Genomic DNA, 25,114 nt, shown 5'->3' with positions numbered 1-25,114 from the left:
AGCGGGTGGGTTCCTCAGATCGAATAGACCCCGGACACCCTATCTTAGGTGGCGGGGGCAAAGGGTCAAATCGCGGGGTTTTTCGGGGGGAGTATCGTGCGAGCCGGGCCGTCCTCGGCCCCGGAGGGTCGATACAGGCCTCACCACCGGCACACGCGGTCCGCCGCGCCGGGGGCGGGGACGCCCCGGCTCGCTCGGGGGCGGCCGGCTCCCACGGGGCGGCTGGGCTATTCGACGGGTTCTGGCCCCGGCGTCTTACCTAGCGAAAGCGTAGGACCGGCGAACCCCTCGGGTAGCGGCACGTCTCCCAGCTCGAGGTGGATGCCGCCGAACCGTTCTGGTTGGGTCGCCCGGGCGTAGCCGCGGCGCACGAGCTCAAGCACTGCAAGGAACATGCCGACCAGCGTCGATTTGTGCACGCGTTCGGGGAAGAGCGACTCGAACGCTAGCGAGGGCTGCACGGTCAGCCGCTGGTGGATGCGTTGCATGAACGCCTCGATGGGCGTTTCGTCGTAGACGATCTTGTGGGGCTGCGGCGCCTTGAGCCGGGCCTTCATCACCCGCCCTAGCGCGCTGACCAGGTCCCACAGCTCGACGCCGTGGATGGGCTGCTCGGCCGGGTCGATGGTGCGGCCGGTCAGGTCGTTGGCCTGGCGGGCGAAGCGGTCGCCCCACTGCGTGCTGCGGGCCTCGAGCTCGCGGGCCGCCTCGCGGTACTTCTGGTACTCCAGCAGCCGGCGGACCAGGTTGGCGCGTCCCTCGTCCACCGTTTCGATCGGCTGCTCTTCGGACTCTGCCTCGGTCGGCAGCACGCTGCGCGACTTGATCTCGATCAGCACGCTGGCCAGGTCGAGGAACTCGCCCGCCATCTCCATGTCGATCACCTCCAGCACCTCAACATGCGCCAGGAACTGATCGATCAGCCCCGCGATCGGCACGTCGTTCACGTCAAGCTCCTGCCGCCGCACCAGGTGCAGCAGCAGGTCGACGGGGCCGTGGAAGCAATCGAGGGAGACGCGGAACATGGTGGTGGGTGAGTGGTGAATCGTAATGGGTGAGTGGCGGATGGGTGATCGGGGTTGTCCCATTTCACTACTCACTATTCACGACTCACCAACAAAACAAAGGGCCCGGTCGCAAGCGACCGGGCCCCGGATCCCCCCTCCCCAGCCCGCCTTTGGCGGGCGCCGCGAAAACGCTTCTGTCTTGTCGCTGCTCTCTGGTGCTACCGCAGGTACGACGCGGTCTTGACCGGCGCCACCGGTTCGGTGGTGAAGCACTGGCCCGACTTGTAGAGGGCCAGCCGCTGGGAGTAGCCCTCCGCGTCGGCCGCCGGGGCGATCACGATCGCTTGGCCCAGCGTCTGGACGGCGCCCTCGTAGTCGCCCGCCGCGGCCTGAGCGGCGGCCAGCGTGTCGAGGCTGATGTCGTCTACTTCGGCCGACAGCTCGATGGCCCGCTGAGCGTGGGCCACGGCCTCGGCGCCGTTGCGGTGCGCGGGGTCGGGGCAGGTCGCCTCGAGCCACGCCAGGTTGCGGTACGGGGTGGGCAGCGTCTGGTCGAGCGCGATCGACTGGCGGTACCCCTCGATCGCTTGGGCGTAGCGCCCCATGTCCATCAGCAGGTCGGCGCGGCTGCTGGCTACCTGGGCGTCGCCGGGCGTGAGCATCATCGCGGCGTCGAGGTGCTGCAGGGCCTCGTCCATCTTCCCCAGCATGTGGCAGACGCGTCCGCGCCCCTTGTGGGCGACGGCCAGGTCGGGGTCGATCTCGATCGCCCGCTGGAAGTCACGCAGCGCGGCGCCAAGGTCGCCGGCCTGCACGTACAACGCGGCCCGGTTGCTGAACGCCTTGGCGAAGTTATTGTTGAGGCTGATCGTGCGGTTGAAGGCCTCGAACGCCTCGGCGTAGGCGCCCTGCTGGGCCAGCAGCACCCCGCGGTTGTGCAGCGGCCGCCACCCGGCCGTGTCCATCCGCAGAGCGTCTTCAAAGTCGTTCATCGCCAGGTCGCCCTGGCCGGCGTCGGCCCGCAGCTCGCCCCGCTTGTTCAGGGCCCAGGCGGCCAGCTCGTTGCTGTACTTCACCGCGACCTCGGAGTGGTCGATCGCCAGCACGTGGCGGCAACGCTGCACCACCTCGGTCAGCTCCGCCTCGTTCACCGCACGCTGGGCCACGGCGTTTGCTTCGGTCAGCAGGTCCGCGGCGCGGTCGCTGGGTTGCTGCTGCACGGGGGCCTGAACGGCCACCGGGTTGGGGAGCACGATCGCCGGGCGGTTGAACTCACGCGGCGCCGGCATCTCGTCGGCCGGCTTCACAACCGGGCCGGCCTGGGGCGCGGCCGCCACGGCCACGTGGGCCGGGGGGGTCTGTTCTGACAGCGTCGCCTGCGGCGGGCTGAGCACGAAGGCGTTGTTGATCGCCCCGGCGGTCGGCGTGCCGGTAGGCGCGGTGGGCGTCGCGGCCGGTTGGGCCATCACCAGCGGCTTGGGCTGCTGCGGCGAGCTGGCGGTTGGCGCCGGCTGGGTCGGAGAGACCACCTTCACCGTAGTGGCCGGCGTGTTGTCGAGGTAGCTAGGAGGCGAGAGCCGCTTGGGCAGCAGGTCCGCCGCGGCGATGGCCGGCTTGGCCTCCGGCTGGCTGGCCGGCTGGGCGGCGCGTTGGGCGACCGGCGCCGGCGTGTCGGTGATGAACACCGCCTCGGGCTCTGCGGCCGGCTGAGCAACCGCGATAGGCTTCGGGCTGTCCGAAGCGAACACGATGCCGCTGTCGGCCGACGCGTTCGCGGCCGGTCGGCCGGTGGGCATCGGCATCGGCAGCCCCGCGGGGCGACCGGTCGATTCGGCCAGCGAAGCCGAGGGGCGTCCCGCAGACGACTGCTGCGCCAGCGGCTCGTGGGCGAGCTGCTGCTTGCTGATCGAAGGCGGCATCTGCCGCTGCTGCTGCTTGGGCATCGACGGCGCCTTGTCGGAATCGTCGGAGAACAACCCGCTCAATAGGCCCGTCCGCTGGTCGCCGCGGCGCGTCTGCACGGCGGGCGAGCGTTCGTTGCGGGTGTACTGGGCGGGCTGCACCCGCGGGTCGACCCGCGGGCTGATCTGCACGGGCTGCTGCGGCGCTGCTGGCTCGCTGCCGAACCACCCCAGCCGGGCGAACAGCCCCTTGGGCTTGGCCTCGGCCGCCTGCTGCGGCTGCTGCGTCGGAACCCCGCTCGGCTGCGGCCGCCCGGCCGCGCCGGCCGATGGCTGGGCGAACAACGTGGGACGGGCCCCCCCCTGGCGGCTCTGGGCGCCGAGGGTCGGCAGCTTGGGGCTGCTGGCCTGGGCGGCGGTGAGGTCGCCCACGTACACCACCCCGTCGTCGGCCGAGGCGACCGAGGCCGCGGCGATGGCCAGCGAGAGCAGCGAGGAGGCGAGGGTCCGCTTGCAGAGAAGTTCGTCCATGACAGGCAAGTCCGTAGCGTTCTCAGGAGTATTCGTGGGCCGCCGCGCCGGGGGCGCAGGGCCGCGTCTGCAAGCTCTATCGGAACGCCGGCACGCCCCGCCTAACCCAATCCGTCGAAAAAACCGGCAAACACCACCCAAACCCCCACGCCGGCGATAGCAGTGGTTGGGCCGTCGCCCGTCGCCCGTTGAGCGTTGAGCGTTCAGGCGCCAATCCCACGCGGTCCGCAACTGACCACTGACCACCGGCCACACACCACCTACACTCTTCCCCATGGCCCACAACCACTCGCACCACCAAACCACCGTCAACTACGGACGGGTGTTCGCCATCGGCATTGGGCTGAACCTGGCGTACGTGGCCGTGGAGGCGGGGTTTGGCTTCTGGAACGGGTCGCTGGCCCTGCTGTCAGACGCCGGGCACAACCTCAGCGACGTGGTCGGCCTGCTGCTGGCGTGGGGGGGGCACGCCCTCTCCCGCTTCACCCCCACCACCCGCCACACCTACGGCTGGGGGGGCTCCACCATCCTGGCCGCGCTGTTTAACGCGCTGATCCTGCTGGCAGCCGTGGGCGCCATCGTGCTCGAGGCCGTTCAGCGGCTCATCACGCCCGCGCCGGTCGGCGGGCCCACCATCGCCGTGGTGGCCCTGGTGGGGGTGGTCGTCAACACCGTCACCGCGTTGCTGTTTGTCGCCGGCAGCAAGCACGACCTCAACCTCCGCGGCGCCCTGCTGCACATGGCGGCCGACGCCGCGGTGTCGCTGGGCGTCGTGATCGCCGGGCTGGCCATCTGGTACACCGGCGCCCAATGGATCGACCCCGTCACCAGCCTGCTGGTGGCCGCGGTGGTGTTCTTTGCTACCTGGGGGCTGCTGAAGGAATCGGTCAACCTGTCGATCCAGGCCGTCCCGCAGGGGATCGACCCGGTCGAGGTCGCCCGTTTCCTTGCTCAGGTCGACGGCGTCGCGTCGATCCACGACCTGCACATCTGGGCCATGAGCACCACCCAGAACGCCCTGACCGTCCACCTGGTGACCCCCGACCTGGAGCGGACCGACCCCTTCCTCCACCAGCTCAAGCACGACCTGCACGACCGCTTCGGCATCGACCACATGACGGTGCAAATCGAGCACGGCGTCGGCCCGGGGTGCGACCAAGCCGAAGCCTGCCTGTGAGCGAAGCGGCTCGCGCGGAGGCGCAGCGGCGCGAAAGGGGGTGTAGAATGACCCGCCAATGACGAAGCCTCAATGAATGACCGATGACCAAGCCTAAATGATCAAACCGCGCAGGGCGCTCGCTTGCGCGGATTGGTCATTTAGGCTTGGTCATTGAGACTTAAATACCAGCACCGCGCGACGCTACCGGGACCTGCCACCTATGAGCCCCTCTCCCATCGCCCGCTGGAACGCCATCCCGCTCTACCTGCGCATCCTCATCGCGCTGGCGCTGGGCCTCGTCGCGGGCATGCTGCTGGGAGAGCGCGCCGCCTTCCTCGAGATCCCTAGCCAGGTGATCCTGCAACTGCTCGGCGCGCTAGCGCCGCCGCTGATCCTGGTGGCGGTCACGCACGTGCTGATGACCTCCGAGATCAAAGGCCGCACCGCCGCACGCCTCGGCGGGCTGCTGCTGCTGAACACCACGGTCGCGATCGTCATCGGCCTGTCGGTCGCCAACCTGATGCGGCCCGGCGAGGGCGCCAACCTGGCCGGCCCCGCGGCCGAAGGCGCCGAACAAGAAGGCCCCGACCCCTTCGCGCTGCTGGTGGCCAACGTCCCCAAGAGCATCCTCGGCCCGCTGGGCGACAAGCAGAACATCATCGGCGTGATCATCATCGCCGTGGCGTTCGGCATCGCCCTCCGCGGGCTCAAGGAGAAGCCGCTCACCAACGTGCAGGAGGCGGTGGAGATCGCCTACGAGGCGCTGCTGGTGATGCTGCACTGGATCATCCAGCTCGTGCCCATCGGCGTGTTCTGTATCGTGGCCAACGTGATCGGCGTCCGCGGGTTCGCGGCCTTCCAGTCGCTGGGCTACTTCGTGGTGGCGGTGCTTATTGCGCTAGTGCTGCAAACCGTGTGGTACATGGTGCGCATCCGCTTGTTTAGCTGGCCGCGGCCGCTGTACGTGCTGGCGGGCATGCGGGACGCGCTGGTGATGGCCTTCAGCACCGACAGCAGCACCGCCACGATGCCGGTCACCTACGACTGCCTGGTGAACAAGGTCGGCCTCCGCGAAGAATCGGCCAGCATGGGCGCCCTAGTGGGCGCCAATTTCAACAACGACGGCACCGCGCTGTACGAGGCGATGGCCGCGCTGTTCGTCGCGCAAGGCATCGGCATGAACCTCACGCCGCTCCAGCAGTTGATGGTAGTGCTCACGTCGATCGTCGCCTCGGTCGGCGCCGCCGGCATCCCCGAGGCGGGCCTGGTGACCATGACCCTGGTCTTCGGCGCCGTGGGCCTCCCCATCGAGCACATCGCCCTGCTGCTCACGGTAGACTGGTTCCTCGACCGCTGCCGCACCACCATCAACGTGCTGGGAGACGTGAACGTGAGCTGCCTGCTGGACGGCCGGGAGCGAGAGTCCAAGACGATTCACCACAGAGCCACCGAGGACACAGAGACGGAAGCAGAGAAGGGAGCCGCCGATAAGCGCGGATGAACGCAGATCAGTTCTGATGTCGGATTAAGGGTTGCGAATCTCAGAGTGACTTGCCCATCGATCCAGGGCCGTCCCCAACACTTTTTGCTACTCTAGATCTAATCTGCGTTCATCCGCGCGTATCGGCGGCTACTTTCGTCCTTTCTTCTCCGTCCGTCTCTGTGCCCTCCGTGGCTCCGTGGTTAACCCTTCCGGCTCATCCCCATGCGCAAGGTCAAAACCGGCGGCGGCTGGCCCGCGGTGTGGTACACGTGGCGTAAGGCCCGCGAGGTAGGCGGCATCCGCAAGCTGTGGAAGGCGATGCGCGCCCGTAATGCGTGCAAGACCTGCGCCCTGGGGATGGGGGGCCAAAAGGGGGGAATGGTCAACGAGCAGGGCGCCTTCCCCGAGGTATGCAAGAAGTCGCTGCAAGCCATGGCCGCCGACATGCAGGGCGCGGTCAAGCCCGAGTTTTGGGGGCGGTTTGCGGCCCGCGAGATGCGCGCCATGTCGCCGCGCGAGCTGGAGCATTCGGGCCGGCTCGTCGAGCCGGTGCTATTCACTGCCGAGTCGGGGCGCTATGCGCCGCTGGGATGGGACGAGGCGCTCGATCGTGTAGCGGACACGCTCGCGTCGCTCCCCGCCGACGAGACCTTCTGGTACTTCAGCGGACGCAGCAGCAACGAGGCGGGCTTCTTGCTGCAGCTCTTCGCCCGGCTGCTGGGCACGAACAACGTGAACAACTGCAGCTACTACTGCCACCAAGCCAGCGGCGTGGGGCTCACCAGCGCTACCGGCTCCGGGACCGCCACGATCACGCTGGAAGACCTCGACACGGCCGACCTGGTGTTTGTGATCGGCGGCAACCCCGCGTCCAATCACCCGCGGCTGATGCGCACGCTGATGCAGGTCCGCCGCCGCGGCGGGCAGGTGATCGTCGTCAACCCGCTGGTCGAGACGGGGCTGGTCAACTTCAGCGTCCCCAGCGACCCCTGGAGCTTGGTGTTCGGCAGCAAGATCGCCAGCCAGTACGTCCAGCCCCACATCGGCGGCGACCTAGCGCTGCTGACCGGCGTCGCCAAACGCGTCGTCGAGCTCGGCGCCCAAGACGAAGCCTTCCTCGCCGCGCACACCAGCGGGTGGCCCGAGCTCCGCGCATCGCTAGAAGCGACCCCCTGGGAAGAAATCACCGCCAAGAGCGGCGTCCCCAAAGAACAACTCGACCAGGCCGCCCAGGCGTACGCTGCATCCAAACGCGCCGTCTTTAGCTGGACGATGGGCATCACCCACCACGCCCACGGCGTTCTCAACGTTCAGGCGATCGCCAACCTGGCGCTCGTACGCGGCATGGTCGGCCGCCCCGGCGCGGGGCTGATGCCCATCCGCGGGCACTCCAACGTGCAAGGGATCGGCTCGATGGGCGTCACGCCGCTGCTCCGGCAGGCGGTGTTCGACCGGCTCCAGTCGCACCTGGGGGTCACGCTCCCCACCACGCCGGGCCTCGATACGATGGCCTGCATGGACGCCGCCATCGCGGGCCGCGTCCGCGCCGGCCTCTGCCTAGGGGGCAACCTCTACGGCTCGAACCCCGACGCCGCGTACGCCCGCCGCGCGCTGGAAAACCTCGACCAGATCACCTACCTCAGCACCACCCTCAACACGGGCCACGCCCACGGCCTGGCCCGCGAGACAGTGATCCTCCCCGTGCTGGCCCGCGACGAAGAGCCCCACCCCACCACGCAGGAGTCGATGTTCAACTACGTCCGCGTCAGCGACGGCGGCCCACGCCGCCTCGCAGGCCCCCGTAGCGAGGTCGAAGTGATCGCCGACCTAGCCGCCCGCGTCGCCACACGCCAAGCCGCCAACAAGAACCTTGCCGCGGTCGACTGGCCCGCGATGCGCGACACAGGAAAAGTGCAAGCCGCCATCGGCAAGATCGTCCCCGGCTTCGAATCGCTGGCCGACATCGCCCAAACCAAACAAGAGTTCCAGATCCCCGGCCGCACCTTCCACACCCCCAAGTTCCCCACCCCCGACGGCCGCGCCCGCCTGCACCCCCACACGCTCCCCGAGCTCAAGGGCCAAGCCCCCGGCGAATTGCGCGTGATGACCATCCGCAGCGAGGGGCAGTTCAACACCGTCGTCTACGAAGACCACGACCTGTACCGCGGCGTCGACGGCCGCCGCGTGATCTTAATCGCGCCCGACGACCTGCGCCGCCTCGGCTACTCCGCCGGCGACCAGGTCACCGTCCACGGCCCCGCCGGCAAGATGGACCTGGTCACGGCCATCGAGTTCCAACAACTCCGCCCCGGCAACGCCGCGATGTACTACCCCGAAGCCAACGTGCTGGTAGGCCGCGAGGTCGACCCCCAAAGCCGAACCCCGGCGTTCAAGGGGGTGGTGGTGACTTTATCGCGGGGGTGAGAGGCACGGACGAAGTCTCTCGCAGAGGCGCAGAGACGCGGAGGGGGGAAGGGATGGGCGATGGCGGCAGTTCTTGGGGCGGAGCGTGCATTGGCGTTTCAGGCCGTAGCAGATTGCCTGGACCTGCCAGCGCCGGAGGCCTATCTTGAGCAACGTTGTGTAAACCGGGCTGATGCAGAACCTTTCTGGCTAGTACTAAGTTACGTGGCTAAAGGAACATTGAGTGCCAAAGCTTCTTTGTCCGTGCGGATACGTTCACAACTTGTCGCCGATCCCGGATGATGGTTGGCAAACCATTCCGGACACGTCGTTCGACGACGTGCTCGACGCAGAGATTGCACTCCAAACACTCGATGAGACTCAAACGCCGTTCTCAACGGACACGCATCAAAAGCACACGCAGCTAATCGCCTCAAATGTCGGCCTGCTTTACGAGTGCCCAAAATGCCTTCGAATCATGTGGAAGAAACCTCTGGCCAACGAATTCGTCATCTACATCATCGACGAACAGGATTTATGACGGAATGCGGGAACTGGTTTTGCGACCCCTCGACAATTGAAACAACGCCGGATAAGAACTCGCCACGCAACAAATCTGTGAACGGGAGGCCTCGGCGCAGTCGGTTCTGAAGTCAAGCTCTTCTCCTAGCCCCCCGTTACCCCAATCGTTCGCGAGCAATCCGATATGACCGCCGCTGAGGACAATCGCAAGCGCAGCCCTATGCTTCGCGTCGTCGTCGTTGTAAGCATTGTCTGTATTGCCATCGTCGGTTTGACGTTCGCGATCAAATCCGCGCGGCAGCAAGCGCACCTACACGCTCAGCGACAGCAAGCAGAACGGCGACAGAAATCGTTTGACCTCGTCAAACGAGGGAGCACAAGAGCATCTGTGATGGATTCCAAACTTCTTCCCATGCTGGCAAATGATCCAGACTGTCGACGACGGGTTACCAATGTCGATTTTTTCATGAGTGACATTGACCCTGCTGACGCACCGTCCGTCTCGAAACTTAAGAACGTCACCTCGATGACATTTTATTGCACGAACGGAACCAAGGAGTTGCTCTTGGCCGCACGATCGCTTCCGATTGACGATCTCCAGTTCGAAATGCCCGATCTGCTCCCAGAAGATTTCCTGATACTGAAAGAGTTTCCGCAACTGAAGAAAGTGCGGATTGAGCACATGATGGAAGACGAGTGGATCGCGAGGCTAGAATCCGAACTGCCAAATGTTGTCGTTGAAGCGCCGTATCCGCGATCGAAAGAACCAGGTATGGCGCGATAGCCATGTAGAACAGGTGGTCGTGCGTGCCACTGGATCCTTTACCAACGCCGTCGGATTCACCTACCGTTAACGCCCACAGCACGCAACCGAACGCTGGCCCGAAAGGTAGGTGAACCGCCGGCCTTGAAGAACCTCGCCGTGGCCAAGGGCGCCTCGCCGGTGGGACCACCTGCACTACGGACTTACGAGGTTCGCCCGCCTGCCCGTTACGTTGACCATCTTGTAGCCTACAGGCGTTACGTTGGTCATTCTACAAACAAGTTTGCCCAATTGAATGGATCCAACCATCGAAAAAGCGCGCTGCACTGAATGCGATGCGGAGATCTTGCTTTCCACCACGATGGAAACGGGTGGACTCTGTATGCCATGCTTCAAGCAGATGGAACGCGTCACTTCGGAGCGTCAGTATTCGGATTCGCTTGCCGTAAGCGCGCATTTTCATCCTGGGTTCGCCGACGATCTTACTTCGTGGGAGACGTCGGTCTACCTCGATGGATCGGTACAGCAAGACATAAACTGGTACACTCCGCATCACAGACGGAAGCGAGAGCTGCGAACCACGACGATTACCGATTCGCAAGTCGATGAGATAGTCAACGCGATTCGGGGAATTGACTTGAATGGGTTGGCTGCGATTCCGTTTTGCGTTGACGACGTCGAAATCGTTTCCATCACTTCCCCGAAACTAAACATCGATGTGCGGACCTCGCCGTACACATTCGAGTATTTTGCGCGGACTGAGAAATTGCCCGACGGTGCAATCAACGGCATTCTGAGTTTTATGCATGCCTGGAAAACGATCGACGGTTTGTCGCCGTACACGACCTCGGAACACGCGAAGTAAGTCGAACCATCAGATGCAACGGAGCGCCGAGTGCCTGAGGTCGCAGGCGAAGCCGGAGCCCCCAGGCGGTCGCCACTGAGAGGCGTGGGTAGTTCGAGCCCCTGCTGGGGGCTCCGGCTGACGTCTCCGACCCCAGCCACCCTCCGCGTTCATCGGCGTCTATCCGCGTCCATCGGCGGTTCCTTCCTCCGTCCGTCTTCGTGCCCTCCGCGCCACTGTGGTTAATCGTCGCCGGGTGCCTGGGGTCGCAGGCGAAGCCGGAGCCCCCAGGCGGTCGCCACTGAGCGGCGTGGGTGGTTCGAGCCCCTGCTGGGGGCTCCGGCTGACGCCTCCGACCCCAGCCACCCTCCGCGTTCATCGGCGTCTATCCGCGTCCATCGGCGGTTCCTTCTCCGTCCGTCTCTGTGCCCTCCGTGGATCTGTGGTGGTCCGTCGTCCCACCCCACGGCCGCAACACTGGCTCATGGAGCCGGGCGCCATGTCCACGCTCGCGTGGACATGCAGCACCTGCAGGGCGGTTACGTTTCCGAGCCGCACGTGCCCGCGGCAAGCGTGGAGCATGGCGCCACGCCGGGTGCCTGGGGTCGCAGGCGAAGCCGGAGCCCCCAGGCGGTCGCGACTGAGAGGCGAAGGTAGTTGCAGCCCCTGCTGGGGGCTCCGGCTGACGCCTCCGACCCCAGCCACCCTCCGCGTTCATCGGCGTCTATCCGCGTCCATCGGCGGCTCCTTCTCCGTCCGTCTCTGTGCCCTCCGTGACTCCGTGGTTAATCGTCGCCGGGTGCCTGGGGTCGCAGGCGAAGCCGGAGCCCCCAGGCGGTCGCCACTGAGAGGCGAAGGTAGTTGCAGCCCCTGCTGGGGGCTCCGGCTGACGCCTCCGACCCCAGCCACCCTCCGCGTTCATCGGCGTTCATCCGCGTCCATCGGCGGTTCCTTCTCCGTCCGTCTCTGTGCCCTCCGCGCCACTGTGGTTAATCGTCGCCGGGTGCCTGGGGTCGCAGGCGAAGCCGGAGCCCCCAGGCGGTCGCGATTGAGAGGCGAAGGTTGTTGCAGCCCCTGCTGGGGGCTCCGGCTGACGCCTCCGACCCCAGCCACCCTCCGCGTTCATCGGCGTCTATCCGCGTCCATCGGCGGTTCCTTCCTCCGTCCGTCTTCGTGCCCTCCGCGCCACTGTGGTTAATCGTCGCCCCCTTCCCAAGGTTTGATCTCCACCCCCTCCAGCGGCGAGTCATCCCGCGCAAAGAACAACACGTGCTGCCACGGCAGCCCGTCGAACTGGCCCACCGGTTTGTACTGGTTGGCGGTGAACTCGCGGACGCACTGCGCCTGGGTCATCTTGTGCAGCGGCTTGATGGGCACCGCGGGGTCTTCGGCGCGGAACTCTACCAGCGCCACGCGCCCCGTGGGCTTGAGCGACGCGCGCACCGCCGCCAGCATCGCGGCGGGGTCGGACAGCTCGTGGTAGACGTCGACCATCAGCACCAGGTCGATCTCCCCCGCGGGGAGCTTCGGGTCGGCCTCCCCCCCCAGCACCCGGCGGATGTTGGTCACGCCGCGCGCCTCGGCACGCTCGCGTAGCAGGTCGAGCATCTCCGGCTGGATATCGACCGCGATCACCTCGCCGCCGGGCGCCGCCAGCCCGGCCAGCAGCAAACTATAAAACCCGTTGCCGCACCCCAGGTCGCAGACCACGTCTCCGCGTCGTACGCCCAGCGCCGAAAGCAGCCTGGCGGGCTCCTCCTCTCGCTCCCGCGAATTGCGCACCAACCACGGCGCCCCCGCGAAGTGCATGGTGCGAGCAATCTCGCGTCCGAGGTAGACGCCATCGGCGGGCGCCTTGGCGAGGGCGGCCGCGCAGAGCGAGCACGCCAGCAGAACAGCGACAGAGCGGGTGATCGTCATAGGCATTAGCCTAGACGGCCCCGGCGCCCAAACAAGTGAGCCCGCGTGTAGCCGTGTCGCCCCGCGACACGACGCCGCTCGCGGAGCGATCGGCCTACCCAGGCGCCTCCCCACTTTTGACTCGCAAATAGCCACCCCTTCGGAGAAAATGGGGACGCCAGCGACGTCCCTGCGGGGAGGCCGTGCCGGCGGCGCTGCGCGCGGCGGCAGGGCGGCGTCGCAGATGGCAAACAGCGCGGGGTTTTGTCCCAGAAGTGTCCGCTCGCAGGGGCAAACTGTCCCCCAACAAGCCAATGTCCGCCGACCTACGGTCGGCCGGCGCCCCGGCGCCCCCAACCCAGCATCAAGCGTCCCCCAGCAACAACAACAAACCGCCAACCCAGCCGTCGACGTAAGCAGTTCCACTTCAAGAACTTAGAAGCAGACCCACAGCATCGGCACCAGAACCACCCAGCAGCGCCAACCAACCCCGGAACGGCCCGGAGAAGCAGCGGTAGGGGTTTTGTCCGAAAATCGCCCCGCAAACCAGCGGACAAAAGGACAAAACTCAGCCGAGCCAGAAACCTCGACAAAGAAAGCCGCCGGCGACAGCCAACGCGAGCCGGCCAAAGAACCCAAGCCAGCCAGAAAACCGAACGACGAGCGACACGTCGGCAAAGCCAACTGGAGCCGGCAGAAACGCAGCGCCGAGCGAGGTGTCAGCGAGAGCCAACCCAAGCCGGCCCAGAAACCCAGCCGAGCGACATGTTGGCGGAGCCAACTGGAGCCGGCAGAAACGCAGCGCCGAGCGAGGTGTCGGCGAGAGCCAACCCAACCCGGCCCAGAAACCCAGCCGAGCGACATGTTGGCGGAGCCAACTGGAGCCGGCAGAAACGCAGCGCCGAGCGAGGTGTCGGCGAGAGCCAACCCAACCCGGCCCAGAAACCCAGCCGAGCGACATGTTGGCGGAGCCAACTGGAGCCGGCCCAGAAACCAGAGGCGCCGCCCGGATTCGAACCGGGGATGTCGGATTTGCAATCCGCTGGAGACTGTTCCTAACCCCAATACCAGTAAGGAACTTACGTCAACGCTCTGCGAAGCTTGCACTAACGCTTGCACCAGCTTGACCGAAATGGTGCAATCCGGCGGCCTCGGACCGGTCGTTGAGCAGCTCCGCGAGGCGCTCACCCCGGAGCAGATCCGCGAGCTGATCGTGAGCCTCGTGCAGGGCGGCTAGCCCCCTAATGCCTCACGGTGGCCGCCAACCCCTCGGGCAGCATGTACGACATCATCGGCGACATCCACGGCCACGCCGCCCACCTGGAGGCGTTGCTCGACAAGCTCGGTTACCGCTGCGACGGAGCGGGCTACGCCCACGACGGCCGCCAGGCCGTGTTCGTCGGCGACTTCATTGACCGCGGCCCCGCGATCCGCCAGGCGCTTGCCATCGTGCGGGCGATGGTCGACTCCGGCGCCGCGCTAGCCACCATGGGCAACCACGAGTTCAACGCACTCGCCTACCACACCCCTGCCCCGGGCAGGCCCGGTGAGTTCCTGCGGGCCCACAACGACAAGAACACGCACCAGCACGCCGCAACACTCAAGCAGATCGAGGGGGCCGAGCGTGCGGACATGCTCGCCTGGTTCCGCACGCTGCCGCTGTGGCTCGACCTGGGCCGCGTCCGCGTCGTCCACGCCTGCTGGGACCCGGCAGGCATCAAGACGCTCGAAGCGGGCCTCGGGCGGTACGGGGGCGTCTCAGACGGCTTCATGGCCGAAGCGACTTCCCAGGGGACCGCCCTCTTCAACGCCGTTGAGCACGTGCTGAAGGGCCCGGAGGCGCCGTTGCCGGCCGGGATGACCTACGACGACAAGGACGGCCACGCCCGCCGCCGCTCACGGGTCCGGTGGTTCCTCGATCCTGTGGGCCTGACGTTCGGACAGTACGCCCTGCCGGCCCTCGAACTAGTCGACGACCAGCCGGCGGGAATGGTTCCAGCAGTCGAGCTCTACCCCGCCAGCGCCCCGCCCGTGTTCTTCGGTCACTACTGGATGACCGGCGATCCGAAGCTGATGAGCCCCAACGCAGCCTGCGTCGACTACAGCGTGGCGAAGGGCGGCCCGCTGTGCGCCTACCGCTGGCAGGGAGAAGCGGAGCTGCGGAACGATCGCTTCGTCACGGTGGCGATCGCGAAAGAGTAGGCCACCCCCTTGGGGCCCCCCGCCGCCCGCCAGATTTTGCCCGGACCCCCACCCGGTCGGCTGGGAAGCTTTTAAGTACCTGTTCTGAGCGATAGCCGCTCTGGGGCCATAACCAATCCGTTACGTAGCTTGCGAAACCGCATAGTTCTTGGTGCAAATCCGCCACAAACCCGCCTGCCCGCCAGCTCGGGACTTGGTGAATTGCTCCAATACCATTGCGAGCTTGTCTTGTACCTTCGAGCAGTGGCCAATCTTGCGACTACCCAAAATGCCGCATGCACCGCATGCACCGGGAGAACCCACAGTTCGGCTTCCGCTGGAATTGCCCGGAAAGAATCATGGGCGAGAGCCAAGATGCTGCGGCTTAGCAGTCCATAGGCCGGGTGAAGGGTGAAAGCAATATCGCGATCTGGCTTGCCCCGAGCGTTTTTTTAGCCGATACTTGGGAGAGCACTCGCGGTCACCGAAAGCCTTGGCTCCGCCAAGACTTCCTGCAATGCAGGATAGGGGCCGGGGTGCTTTTTTTGTCTCGCCGGTACGTGCCACAGGCCGAAGCCGCCACGGCATTCTATGGTCTCGTGAAAGCCAGCGATCTTGAGCCGGGACGACATGTGCTCGATCAGCCGGGCCTTAGCGGCCCCGCGGCTACTTCCGTCGATGCGGTTGCAGTTGAGTGCCGACCCGATGGCACCCGTCAGCACGTCCGCCATCTGAATGAAGTCGCACATTTTGGAGTCGAGTTCCTGCACCCAATGGACGAGCCCGTGGGGCTGTTGATGCCGGTGGCCCGCGATCCCGCAATTGAGCATCTTTCGTAGATCCGAGGGGTGGCCGGGCAACAAGCCTTTATCTAGAAACAAAAAAAGGCGATCGTCTCCCCGCAAGCTAAGAACAAAACAATGTAGCAGAAAGTGGTAGAGCCGCCTGCCTAGGCGAACAGCCTCTGGCTCACCAGGGAAGTGCGCATCTTCGTGACGATCAAAGACGGCGCATCGGTAGAGAAGATCTCCCCGCTCAGCTCTCATCAAAGAGCCGGTGACGAATTCCGAGTACCGTTCTAGCCGATTCTGAGTGGTCTTCTTCCAATTGATCTCGCCGACCAACCCGCGGCGCTGGCGCCAGCGCCCAATCCCGTCAGTCAAACCATTGACCTTCTCCGATTCGATCAGAATGCCGCCCAAAACGAACTTGCGTTCGGTTTTGCAGCTCTCTTCGCAATACAGATGCCAATCCGCCATCGCTCGATTCTCCGTAATCCCGGAGCGACATAGCGGCAGTGGCAGCGAGTCCGTAGTCATGGCCAGTATGGCCAGAAGCTCGATTGACATCTCTGCCAACCTGCGTCAGACTACGCACAACAGTCGGGGGTGCTGCCAATTGCATCTTGGTCGCGCTCCTGTAGTCTCAGACGCGTCAACGTCTGAGCGAAAACATGCAAAGCCTGGCGGGGTCCTCCCGCCAGGCTTTGCGCATTCTCCGGCGCGGAATCCCGCATGTCAACAGCTAGTGACAAATGGCTTAAGTAGCCATCCTATCTTGAGTTCCGAAGACTGGTGATTGAAAGGCCGTGCGCGATCCATGAACTGACGGCCCCGACCGCATCTTCCTCCAAGTGATGACGCTGGCGGAGCGGCCACGGTGAGCACTCAACACCGCACTGTCCCAGCCGGAATCGGAGAATCAGACGATCAACCATAACGGCTTCTGAATGGGTGATCGCCCTCGCCCAGTATCAGCCCAACCATAGCTGGCGGGGAACCGAATCTGCATACTTGCCAATTCGAATGTGACTGACAGGATAGAATCGGTTCGGCCCAACCCGGCGACGTATGCTGCTCCTCAAACGGCTTGAGTGCGACGAACATGCACCTTGAAACTAAGATTCAAAAGGCCGTTGCACGCTTTGACTGGCCGACAGTTGAGGCACACCTGAAGGCCGGCGCCCCGTCCCTTATGCGCGCGCGAGCCGAGAAGTTTCTCGACGTGATCCTTCGCGATGGCTATCTGATCATACGCCGGCCGAATGACGGTCAAAAAGCGGCTCGTGACCACTTTCTTGAGAGCATGGGAATCTTCTTCAGCCAGGAGACGTTGATAGATCTACTCCACGACCGGGCCGACAAGGTGTCCAGCATGCAACACACGGAAGAAGCGTACCAGGAAGTACTTCAGACTCTTAGCAACGATGTGCTGTCCTACCTCTCGCCGGAGCAACTTGCCTGGGCAGCGATCCGACACATGGACTCTGAGATCCGATCGATGGAGTCACAGTGCAAGGCCAGCCTTTCAACTATGACGGAGATGGTCGATCCGGTCTCAATCAAGTTGCCGATCGAAGCCGACGGTCCGATCGTGAGCCCAGACGACGCGCTGAACACGTTGCAGACCGCGCTGACGGCCACGCTGAAGATGCTTGGCTACAATAACAGTTGGTTCGACGACGAAGGCGCGCTAGTACTTCCGGCGCCTGTGTCGACTACGGGGGGGCACAAAGAACTTGCAATCGGAAACATTCTCCTAGCGACAATCTGGGGCCAGGTCGAGCGGAGCGACAGCCGCTGCCGCTACTTCGGCGGCTCGGTTACACGGCAAGAAATCGAGACTAACCACTTCGCGGCCCCCGATGATGGTCCGCGCAAACAAGACTCTGTCTGCTTTGCATTCGATGACGGCGGAGAGATTGAACTGCATATTGCCGGGGAACGACTTCGCAGGAAGCTCTTCGACATCTACTTATCAGTCGACCGATTTCACGCCCGGGCCGCCGAACAGCCCGCCGCACCGTCTCCGCCAACGTACATCAGCACGGAAGAAACTCGTTGCTTGCTGGCACTTACGAGTTTGCTATTCATGCCCGTCGACCAGGATGCGAAGCTATTCGCTGGACTGACCCTGCGGGAGTGGACACGGGGTTATGCTGTGATTCATAAGATGGCGCGGGATTACTTAGAAGATACAGAACCGCACGATGGGTTGGTGATGGTGGCGGAAGCTGACGTCGTCAAAACCCTCACCGGCCACGGTCTTCATGAAGAGAAGGCCCGTACCTTTCTCCGTCACACTACCTTTGGCAGGGGCTCAGTCGACGTCTTCGATTCGCCCTTTGTGCGGTGCCAAGACGGTCGCTATTGTTTCGTTGTCACCGTCGCAGCATTCACAGATTCAGCTTCTGCAATCGTCTCACAGCTCTCGTCGCTCCGTTGTGACATGTCCTGGAAAGGCAAACCGTTCGAAGAGGACACCGTAAAGCTATTGCGCGAACAATGCGATGCGGCAGTCGGCATCCACAGCAAGATAAATGGTGAAGAGTTGGAAATTGATTGCGTGGCCCTATGGGATGACATCTTGTTTGTCGTCGAGAACAAGAACTACTTCCTACCAAGAGACAATCCTCAGAGTGAATACTGGTTTATGAAGGACCAGTCTGACGCCGCCCGTCAAGTCAAAGCAAAGGCTCAGTCGATCGAGGCGCATCCACAGATTGTGTTAGAAAAGTTGGGTAAGACTGTCAAATGGAGAAAGCTCGTGCCGGTGGTACTCAACGGATCGCCGTTCTCAAAATCAAGTCCCATCGAAGGTGTTCATTTCTACGACGCTTCGGCCCTGCACCGGTTCTTCGAGCAAGGGTTCGTGAGCTACTCCCTCGTCAAGGGCAACTCCGCTGCCGCGGTTCCCGTGCCGGAAAGTACGATACGCCTGTGGTCAGCGCCATCCCCCTGCGCCGAAGACCTTCTGCGGCAGCTGGAGAATCCGGCCCAAGTGGTGCATTGCTTGAAGTTATTTAAACGAAACAGGCTAGTAGCACCAATGTCGCAAAGGCTGTACCTCGACACCATCACGTTAGAACGACTGCCCTCGACTGTGGGGAACTTCGGAGGGGAAGAGCAAGACTTGAAGAACAGCATCGACGAAAAAGAATCCCATGGTTCTTGACGCCTGCCGTGATCGCCTGGGCGTCGCTCCTTGCTCACTCCCCCCCCTCACACCCTAAAAACCTTCATCACCTCATCCCCCAAATGGTTAATCACCTTCACCGCGATCCGCCCCCTCAAACTCAATAGCCCCAATCTTCATGCCGGACCGGCAGCCGGTTCAGCAAGTTCCGCCGGTCCTGCCAATCAGGCATCAACCCGCGCAACATCGCCTTGAAGCGATCATTGTGCGTCGGCTCCAGAATATGGATCAGCTCGTGCACGACGATGTACTCCAGACACTCTAGCGGCTTCTTTGCGAGGTCGGTGTTGAGTCGTATTGTGCGGGCCTTGGAGTTGCAGCTTCCCCAGCGGGTCTTCATCCGCTGCACGAAGCACTTTTCCACGCTCACGCCGACCTTCGGCTCCCAGTCGGAGATCATCGGCACCGACCGGTCCTTGACCTGCTCGCGGTACCAGTCCTCCATCACCTGCGCCCGCTTTGCTTCGTCGGCATGGGGGCGGACCGTTAGGTGCATGCGACGATGGCGAAGCGTCACGCTCGGCGGATGGTCTGCCTCGTCGACCGACAGCAGGTAGCGTTTGCCCCACACGTAGTGGCTCTCTCGCTCTAGATACTCGCGTGGCGTTTCGCGCTGCTGCTCTCCGAGCTTCCGCTGCTGCCGCTTGATCCAGCCCAGCTTGGAGATCGCGAACAGCCGAATCGCCTCGACGTCCATCCGATGGGGCGCCGCGATGCGCACCCTGCCCGTCGGCGGATGGACGCTCAGGTGGACGTTCTTGATGTCCTTGAGCACCACATCGACCGACGTATCGCCCAGTTCTAGTAGCGTCGTCTTGCCAGGCTGTGTCGCCATCAATAATCCTTCTGGGCGACGAGAACCGTGAACAAGCTCTCGACCAACTCCGCGTCCTGCAGAATGCCGAACAGAGCCGCCTTGATGATCTGCTCCTTCGCCTGCACGCCACGCCAGCCATCGGGCCGGACAGTCTTCACCGTCTCGTCGATCTTGAGCGTTAGGTCAACCGCGTCCGTGCCGGCTGTTGCGGCGCCGGCCGCCGCAGCGGACTTTACCACGTTGTAGACAGCCCGCTTCCCGGGCGAGTCGAGCGCCGCGGGCGTGTCGTCTCCCTTCCCGGCATCGACCTTCTTGACGATCTCGGCTATCCGCTTCAGGTAGTCCTCGTACGCGATCGCCTTGGCTTTCCGGTCAGCGATCACCTCGTCCAGAAGCTGCGACATCAGCTCGTAGAACGCGGGGTCGCTCAATTGCTCCTTGATGATCTTGCTGCGGACGTTGTTCTCGATCGTCTCGGCGATCGCGGCCTGGTTCCCTCCGAGCCCACCAAGCCTCGCCGCGATTGCATCGGCGATGCCCGTCTTCACGATCAGGTCCAGCAGCCCGATGTTGTCGAACGGCGAAATCTTCCGCGGCTCGTCCGCCTCGATGTAGGTGTCGATCAGGTGCCGCATATCCGCCTCATACGGCTTCAAGTCGAGCGTTTCGGCCGCCGCGTTGCGGATGGTGTCCCGCAGCTTGACGTAGTGATCGAGCAGGGCCTTGATCTCGGCGATCCGATCGTCGCTATAGCCCGCCTCGCTCAGCTCATCGGCCAAGTTCCCGTAGGCTCGCACAAGCGCCACGGTCGACTTGTAGAGCGCCGCTCGGCGAGGCTCATTCTTCTCCAGGTCGGTCGGAATCTCGGTGTTCCCGCAGAAGTAGTGGATATGCTCCAGCTCGCCGGCGGGGGGGGCGACCGGCTCGCAGAGGAGCGTTATCGCCTCGATCGCGTTGTTGAGCCGCTCCTTCCCCTTCGTGAGTCGGTCCTGCAGCAGCACCTCCGAGCTGGCTTCGCCGGCGGAATCGTCCAGCTCCGACGTGTAGACCGCGATCGCGTTCTCGACCTTCTTGAACAGGTCCTTGTAGTCGACGATGTAGCCAAAGTCTTTGTCGTCGCCGTCGAGCCGATTCGTGCGGCAGATTGCTTGAAACAGCCCGTGGTCCTGCATCGACTTGTCGATGTACAGGTAGGTGCAGGAAGGGGCGTCGAAGCCGGTCAGCAGCTTGTCAACCACCACCAGCAGCCGCATGTTGGCCGGCTCATTCACGAACAGCTTCTTGGCCCAGTCTTCGTAAGTCTCTGTCTTGCTCTTGTTCGCCGCGGCGTCGACCGTCGCCAGCAGGTCGGTGTAGGTCTTGTAGATGAACTGCTTGTCGGTTTCTGAGTTGGCGCCGGTCTCTTCGAGCGTTATGTCCTTTGCCAGCGGGTTGTAGGAGGTGACAATGGCGCACTTGCCCCGTAGCGGCGTCTTCCGCAGCAGCTCGAAATACTTGCAGGCCTCGTAGATGCTGGAGACCACCAGCATCGCATTGCCACGCTCGCTGGAGAGCCTCGGCTTGACGCTAAAGTCGAACAGGACGTCGCTCACCACCCGCCCCATGCGGCTCTTCGAACTCAACACGTGCTGCAGTGTGCCCCACTTGCTCTTCAGCTCGTCCTTCTGCCACGCATTCAGACCCCGCGTCTTCGCTTCGAACCATTGGTCAATCTTCTCCTGCGAGCCGAGCCGCTGGTCGATGTCGCGGGCCTCGTACACCAAATCGAGCACCACCTCGTCTTCCACGGCCTCGCTGAACTTGTAGGTGTGGATGTAGCCGCCGAAGACTTCTAGGCTGGTCTTCTTGTCCTTCTTCAGCAGCGGCGTGCCGGTAAAGCCGATGAACACGGCGCTCGGCATGAGAGTCGTCATGATCTTGTGCAGCCGACCGCTCTGGGTGCGGTGACACTCGTCGACGAACACGAACACGTCGCCATAGGTCTGGCTTGGCTTGGACTGGAGGTCCTTGATGTAGGCCTCGAACTCTTTGTCGGTCTTCTTCTTGCCGTCGCGGGGCCCAAACTTGTGGACCAAGGAGCACAGCAGCCGGGGCCTCGGCGCGCTTAGTTGACGCATCAGCTCGGCGCCGCTGTCGCTCCGCTGGATCGATTCGCCCGAGCCGGTGAACACCTGCTCGATCTGCTTGTCTAGCTCGTCGCGGTCGGTGATGATCGCGACGCGCGCCTTGGGGTTGTTCTCCAGGATCCACTTGGCCAGCAGCACCATCACGATGCTTTTGCCGCTCCCCTGCGTGTGCCAGACAATGCCCCCCTGCTTGCGGGCGACGTGCTTCTGAGCCTCCTTGACGCCGAAGTATTGGTGCGCCCGGGGCAGCTTCTTGATCCCGCCGTCGTACAGCACAAAGTCGTGCACCAGCTCTAGCAGACGGCGCTTGTCGCACAGCTTCAGTAGGTACTTGTCCAGCTTGTAGCGCGTGTTGTCCTGCTCGTCTTCCTTCCAGCTCAGGAAGAACTTCTCGGGGGTCAAGATTGCGCCGTAGCGGAGTCCCTCCGAATCGCTCCCCGCCAGCACCAACTGAATGGTGCTGAAGAACCAAGCGTGGAACTCTGGCTGCTGGTTCGAGAGTTGCTGCCGGATGCCGTCGCCGATGCTCACCCGGCTGTTCTTGAGTTCGACCACCCCCAACGCGATGCCGTTGACGTACAGCACTAGGTCGGGGCGCCGGCCGTGCCCGCCGCGGAGGGTCACTTCTTCGGCAATCGCAAAGTCGTTCGCCCCGGGATCGTCCCAGTCGATCAGGTGGACTGTCTCGGTGGGCCGCCCCGCTTCCACCAGCACCGGCACGCCGTACCGCAGCAGGCGATAAACCGCGCGGTTGTTCTCGTACAGGCTGCGACTCTTGTTGCCCGCTTCGAGCGACAGCTTGTAGAGCGCCGCGGTGATTTGGGGGGCGGAGTACCCCGCTTTGTCGCGTAGGTAGCTAGAAAGAAGCTCTTCTTCAATATTGCTGTTGCCGTCGCGATCGCTCCAGTCGCCCAGGTAGCGGTAGCCCAGCTCTTCGCTGAACAGCGCGACAACCCGTTGCTGCGTCTCCTTTTCTGACTTGCCGACGCTGCTCATGGGGGCCGTTTTCTGGAGTGTGATCTTGCTGACTAGGGCGAAACCCCGGGGGCTTCCGCCATCTTCGTTGATTTGGCCGACTGAGAGGAGTACGATTTGACGTTCGGGGGGCACAAAATCGGCATTGTGCCGAGAATGCGGCGGAATCGGCAGAACGCCTCCCCGGGCGTCCAGATTTTATCGCCCCTGGGGCGCCCTATGTCGATGGACCCTCTAGGCGCCGGCTCACCAACGGCCCAGACCGTCCGTTAGAGAATTGAGCAAGATGGAAGCAGCAGAAAAGAGCGATCGACTCATCGAGGCGGCTAGCGCCGTGTTGAAGGCTGCGCCGCGCTGCCGGCTGAACGCGGTGGTGCTCCACAAGGCGTTGTTCTACCTTGACCTTGCATCGTTGCGAGACCGTGGCGATACGATCACGCACAACACCTACATCGGCATCCAGCAGGGGCCGGTCGTCGCCAAGTATCAGACGCGGCTTATCGGTCAGCTTGAAGGCCGCGGCGTCGCCAAGCAGCTCAGCGAGTGGGACGGGTCGAAGCCGATCGTGCTCGAATGCCCCCCGGAGCGATTCCTATTCCTCGACGACGATGCGATGGGCTTGGCCTCGGCCGTCACTTCGCACTTCGCCCAGTTGACCTCCGGCGAGGCCTCGGCATTCTCGCACGAAAACCCCGGCTGGCGGATGGCGTGGGAAGCCTATCTTCGCACCAAAAAGCCCTCTGCGGTCAATCTGCACATCGCGCTGCAACAAATCGTCGAGGACGACCCCTGGATGGACCGACCGTTGATGGATGACGACGAGCTTTTCGCCGCGGCCGACGCGGGCGACGGGGCCGACTGGTAATGCGGTACATCCCGGAAGACGGCAAATGGCAAGTCGGCCCAGCGACCACCAAGCTGCACGAGCTGCGGCAGCAGATGTCGGACCAGGAGTTCCGCAAGAACAAGCGGGCGTTGCAAGAGTTCCTTTGCGGTTACTTCTCATCGGGTGAGTGCCAGAACGCGCTCGACAAGTCGATTGCGCCGATGAAGGCGACCCCCCAGGGGGGCAAGGTGCTCAAGGTGCGATGGGCGTACCCCGGTTGCGGCAAGAGCGGCGGGCTGCGGCTGGTGGTGGTCGCCTACTGCGACGAGAAGCGGGTGCATATCGCCCAGGCTTTCGACCGACGCGACAACCCGAGCAATCAGGACTTCCTGGACGCGGTGAGCGACTACTAGCTGGCCGCACTCTTACACCAGCCGCGTCTTGCCGGTGAGCAGCTCTTGCATCATCCCCTGCTTGATCTGACGGGATTTTGCGAGTTTGGTGGTGATCACTGACACCTCCGCGTCCATGTCCGACAAGACAGTGACGATCGCCCTCTGTTCGAGTGGTTGGGGCAGCCTGAGTTCCAAAGCGACGAGCGATTTCTTCGACAAGTTGTAGCGAGTTGCTCCCTGCGCCAGTGATCGCATCAACTCGCGACCCGCGGAGCTCCGCAGATAGTATGCGAGGAATCTGCCATCCTCCTCAATGCTAGGATGCAGGCGGAAGCCGAAACAGAAGCTATTCACGTAAGTGTTTGAGAGCTCTTCCTCAAGGAACGAGCACATCCCAACTTCTTCAGGCGTCTCAGATGATCCATTGAAGAACAGGTCACCTGAAGCGACTTGGTTTTGCGACTCATTGGCCTCGACATCAACAAGTCCAAGATCCTCCGGATCGATGATGACGTTCTCCATAATGTTCATGAATGGAATGTACCGGGCGTTGCCGTCCCCGAAGTGGCCTTTGGTCTTGCCGGTCAGCCCTCCGTAGGTTGCCCCTAGTTGGCTAAGGCGTTTCGTCTCCCACTCCCCCTCAAACCCTGGCAGCCGCGTCCTGCCGGTGAGGAGCTGCTGCATCACGGCCTGCTTGACGGCGCGCTTCTTGGCGACGAGCGCCTCCAGCGACTCGATCCACGCATCCGCGTCGGAGAGGGCCTCGGCGATGGCTTCTTGCTCGGCGAGCGTGGGGGGATACGCGACTTGAAGCAGTTCAAGCTGTGTTCGCTGTATTCCCTTCGCCGTCGTCCCGCTAGCGCATCGAGATAGCGAAGACTGAAAGCGTTCCCCCGCCATATAGTAGGCGAGGTAATCCTTCGCGATGAAGGAACACGGACGAAGGAGTACGACTCTTTGGCTGAGGATATAGCGAGAGGAGTCAGGGATCTGGGTGACGTTCCCGAGCGGTGCTTCGGTCGTAATTAGAACGTCGCCGACCTCACAATCACCACGGCTCATCCATCTTTCGTAGAGCGGGACACTTCCGAAGTAAGCTTCCTTCGTGCGATCGATCGTGCCCATCTGCACGTTATTCGCAGACAAGGCGAGTATCTCCCCGCCGCCCCACTCCATCCCCAGCTTCTTTGGGGTGCGTCCTCGGTAGTCCATGCACAGCGCAAGGATATTCTTCAGCGGCCGCACGCACCAATCGTTCGGAATCTGGCCAGCTTCTGTCTGCTGAAGTGTCATGGGGTTGGTGGAAG

The 25,114-nt window shown here is 63.4% G+C and carries 17 protein-coding genes; 10 read left to right on the top strand and 7 right to left on the bottom strand.

All coding sequences use genetic code 11. From position 1 onward, the window contains the following. Positions 1-227 precede the first annotated feature (227 nt). Positions 228-1,025 (bottom strand): segregation and condensation protein A, encoded by a 798-nt coding sequence (locus Pla175_RS00775; protein ID WP_197527180.1) that lies wholly within the window; start codon positions 1,023-1,025, stop codon positions 228-230. Between the two features lie 200 nt (positions 1,026-1,225). Then, positions 1,226-3,439 (bottom strand): tetratricopeptide repeat protein, encoded by a 2,214-nt coding sequence (locus Pla175_RS00770; RefSeq protein ID WP_197527179.1) that lies wholly within the window; start codon positions 3,437-3,439, stop codon positions 1,226-1,228. Between the two features lie 274 nt (positions 3,440-3,713). On the opposite strand from Pla175_RS00770, the gene Pla175_RS00765 reads away from it, so the two are divergent. The 6 genes from Pla175_RS00765 (at position 3,714) to Pla175_RS00740 (ending at position 10,634) form a co-directional block, all read left to right on the top strand. Next, positions 3,714-4,616 carry a cation diffusion facilitator family transporter gene (locus Pla175_RS00765; RefSeq protein WP_145280348.1) on the top strand — a complete coding sequence of 301 codons (903 nt, stop codon included), beginning with the start codon at positions 3,714-3,716 and terminating at the stop codon, positions 4,614-4,616. A 202-nt stretch (positions 4,617-4,818) separates the two neighbouring features. Continuing rightward, a complete protein-coding gene (locus tag Pla175_RS00760; protein WP_145280346.1) occupies positions 4,819-6,099 on the top strand; it encodes a dicarboxylate/amino acid:cation symporter in 1,281 nt (426 codons plus the stop codon). 204 nt (positions 6,100-6,303) lie between these two features. Continuing rightward, positions 6,304-8,505, top strand: a complete 2,202-nt coding sequence (locus Pla175_RS00755) for an FdhF/YdeP family oxidoreductase (RefSeq protein WP_145280344.1) — start codon at positions 6,304-6,306, stop codon at positions 8,503-8,505. Between the two features lie 223 nt (positions 8,506-8,728). Next, positions 8,729-9,025 (top strand): hypothetical protein, encoded by a 297-nt coding sequence (locus Pla175_RS00750; protein ID WP_231954103.1) that lies wholly within the window; start codon positions 8,729-8,731, stop codon positions 9,023-9,025. A 165-nt stretch (positions 9,026-9,190) separates the two neighbouring features. After that, positions 9,191-9,790: a hypothetical protein gene (locus Pla175_RS00745; protein WP_145280340.1), complete on the top strand. Its 600-nt coding sequence runs from the start codon at positions 9,191-9,193 to the stop codon at positions 9,788-9,790. 274 nt (positions 9,791-10,064) lie between these two features. Then, entirely contained in the window at positions 10,065-10,634 is a 570-nt protein-coding gene (locus tag Pla175_RS00740; protein ID WP_145280338.1) for a hypothetical protein, read from the top strand. A 1,173-nt stretch (positions 10,635-11,807) separates the two neighbouring features. Here Pla175_RS00740 and Pla175_RS00735 read toward each other — a convergent pair. Next, the gene (locus Pla175_RS00735; protein WP_197527178.1) at positions 11,808-12,533 is read right to left on the bottom strand and encodes a class I SAM-dependent methyltransferase; all 726 of its coding nucleotides are present in this window, start codon (positions 12,531-12,533) and stop codon (positions 11,808-11,810) included. 1,233 nt (positions 12,534-13,766) lie between these two features. Between Pla175_RS00735 and Pla175_RS00730 the strand changes: the two genes are divergently transcribed. Continuing rightward, the gene (locus Pla175_RS00730) at positions 13,767-14,714 is read left to right on the top strand and encodes a metallophosphoesterase (RefSeq protein ID WP_231954102.1); all 948 of its coding nucleotides are present in this window, start codon (positions 13,767-13,769) and stop codon (positions 14,712-14,714) included. 431 nt (positions 14,715-15,145) lie between these two features. Here Pla175_RS00730 and Pla175_RS00725 read toward each other — a convergent pair whose 3' ends face one another. Beyond that, the gene (locus tag Pla175_RS00725) at positions 15,146-16,042 is read right to left on the bottom strand and encodes a DUF3800 domain-containing protein (RefSeq protein WP_145280334.1); all 897 of its coding nucleotides are present in this window, start codon (positions 16,040-16,042) and stop codon (positions 15,146-15,148) included. A 535-nt stretch (positions 16,043-16,577) separates the two neighbouring features. On the opposite strand from Pla175_RS00725, the gene Pla175_RS00720 reads away from it, so the two are divergent. Continuing rightward, positions 16,578-18,647: a nuclease-related domain-containing protein gene (locus tag Pla175_RS00720; protein ID WP_145280332.1), complete on the top strand. Its 2,070-nt coding sequence runs from the start codon at positions 16,578-16,580 to the stop codon at positions 18,645-18,647. Between the two features lie 121 nt (positions 18,648-18,768). On the opposite strand, the gene Pla175_RS00715 is transcribed toward Pla175_RS00720, so the two are convergent. Both Pla175_RS00715 and Pla175_RS00710 read right to left on the bottom strand, forming a co-directional pair. Further along, on the bottom strand, positions 18,769-19,503 hold the full coding sequence (locus Pla175_RS00715; protein WP_145280329.1) for a M48 family metallopeptidase: 735 nt from the start codon (positions 19,501-19,503) through the stop codon (positions 18,769-18,771). Continuing rightward, positions 19,503-22,607 carry a type I restriction endonuclease subunit R gene (locus Pla175_RS00710; RefSeq protein WP_145280327.1) on the bottom strand — a complete coding sequence of 1,035 codons (3,105 nt, stop codon included), beginning with the start codon at positions 22,605-22,607 and terminating at the stop codon, positions 19,503-19,505. Before Pla175_RS00710 ends, Pla175_RS00715 begins: the two co-directional genes overlap by 1 nt. A 265-nt stretch (positions 22,608-22,872) precedes the next feature. Between Pla175_RS00710 and Pla175_RS00705 the strand changes: the two genes are divergently transcribed. Both Pla175_RS00705 and Pla175_RS00700 read left to right on the top strand, forming a co-directional pair. Continuing rightward, positions 22,873-23,451 carry a type II toxin-antitoxin system antitoxin SocA domain-containing protein gene (locus Pla175_RS00705; RefSeq protein ID WP_145280325.1) on the top strand — a complete coding sequence of 193 codons (579 nt, stop codon included), beginning with the start codon at positions 22,873-22,875 and terminating at the stop codon, positions 23,449-23,451. Continuing rightward, entirely contained in the window at positions 23,451-23,825 is a 375-nt protein-coding gene (locus tag Pla175_RS00700; protein ID WP_145280323.1) for a hypothetical protein, read from the top strand. Before Pla175_RS00705 ends, Pla175_RS00700 begins: the two co-directional genes overlap by 1 nt. Before the next feature lie 12 nt (positions 23,826-23,837). Here the strand turns inward: Pla175_RS00700 and Pla175_RS00695 are convergent, their stop codons facing one another. Further along, positions 23,838-25,100, bottom strand: coding sequence for a restriction endonuclease subunit S (locus Pla175_RS00695; RefSeq protein WP_145280321.1), 1,263 nt, complete (start codon positions 25,098-25,100; stop codon positions 23,838-23,840). Between the last annotated feature and the right edge of the window lie 14 nt (positions 25,101-25,114).

Origin of the sequence: Pirellulimonas nuda, assembly GCF_007750855.1 — a bacterium.
Lineage (GTDB): Bacteria > Planctomycetota > Planctomycetia > Pirellulales > Lacipirellulaceae > Pirellulimonas > Pirellulimonas nuda.
This window is presented reverse-complemented; position numbering and strand designations above follow the sequence as displayed.

Bases quoted from the DNA above. Each gene is read 5' to 3' on its own strand.
- Pla175_RS00775 (WP_197527180.1), bottom strand. From the start codon at position 1,025: ATGTTCCGCGTCTCCCTCGATTGCTTCCACGGCCCCGTCGACCTGCTG.
- Pla175_RS00770 (WP_197527179.1), bottom strand. From the start codon at position 3,439: ATGGACGAACTTCTCTGCAAGCGGACCCTCGCCTCCTCGCTGCTCTCG.
- Pla175_RS00765 (WP_145280348.1), top strand. From the start codon at position 3,714: ATGGCCCACAACCACTCGCACCACCAAACCACCGTCAACTACGGACGG.
- Pla175_RS00760 (WP_145280346.1), top strand. From the start codon at position 4,819: ATGAGCCCCTCTCCCATCGCCCGCTGGAACGCCATCCCGCTCTACCTG.
- Pla175_RS00755 (WP_145280344.1), top strand. From the start codon at position 6,304: ATGCGCAAGGTCAAAACCGGCGGCGGCTGGCCCGCGGTGTGGTACACG.
- Pla175_RS00745 (WP_145280340.1), top strand. From the start codon at position 9,191: ATGACCGCCGCTGAGGACAATCGCAAGCGCAGCCCTATGCTTCGCGTC.
- Pla175_RS00740 (WP_145280338.1), top strand. From the start codon at position 10,065: ATGGATCCAACCATCGAAAAAGCGCGCTGCACTGAATGCGATGCGGAG.
- Pla175_RS00735 (WP_197527178.1), bottom strand. From the start codon at position 12,533: ATGACGATCACCCGCTCTGTCGCTGTTCTGCTGGCGTGCTCGCTCTGC.
- Pla175_RS00725 (WP_145280334.1), bottom strand. From the start codon at position 16,042: ATGTCAATCGAGCTTCTGGCCATACTGGCCATGACTACGGACTCGCTG.
- Pla175_RS00720 (WP_145280332.1), top strand. From the start codon at position 16,578: ATGCACCTTGAAACTAAGATTCAAAAGGCCGTTGCACGCTTTGACTGG.
- Pla175_RS00715 (WP_145280329.1), bottom strand. From the start codon at position 19,503: ATGGCGACACAGCCTGGCAAGACGACGCTACTAGAACTGGGCGATACG.
- Pla175_RS00710 (WP_145280327.1), bottom strand. From the start codon at position 22,607: ATGAGCAGCGTCGGCAAGTCAGAAAAGGAGACGCAGCAACGGGTTGTC.
- Pla175_RS00705 (WP_145280325.1), top strand. From the start codon at position 22,873: ATGGAAGCAGCAGAAAAGAGCGATCGACTCATCGAGGCGGCTAGCGCC.
- Pla175_RS00700 (WP_145280323.1), top strand. From the start codon at position 23,451: ATGCGGTACATCCCGGAAGACGGCAAATGGCAAGTCGGCCCAGCGACC.
- Pla175_RS00695 (WP_145280321.1), bottom strand. From the start codon at position 25,100: ATGACACTTCAGCAGACAGAAGCTGGCCAGATTCCGAACGATTGGTGC.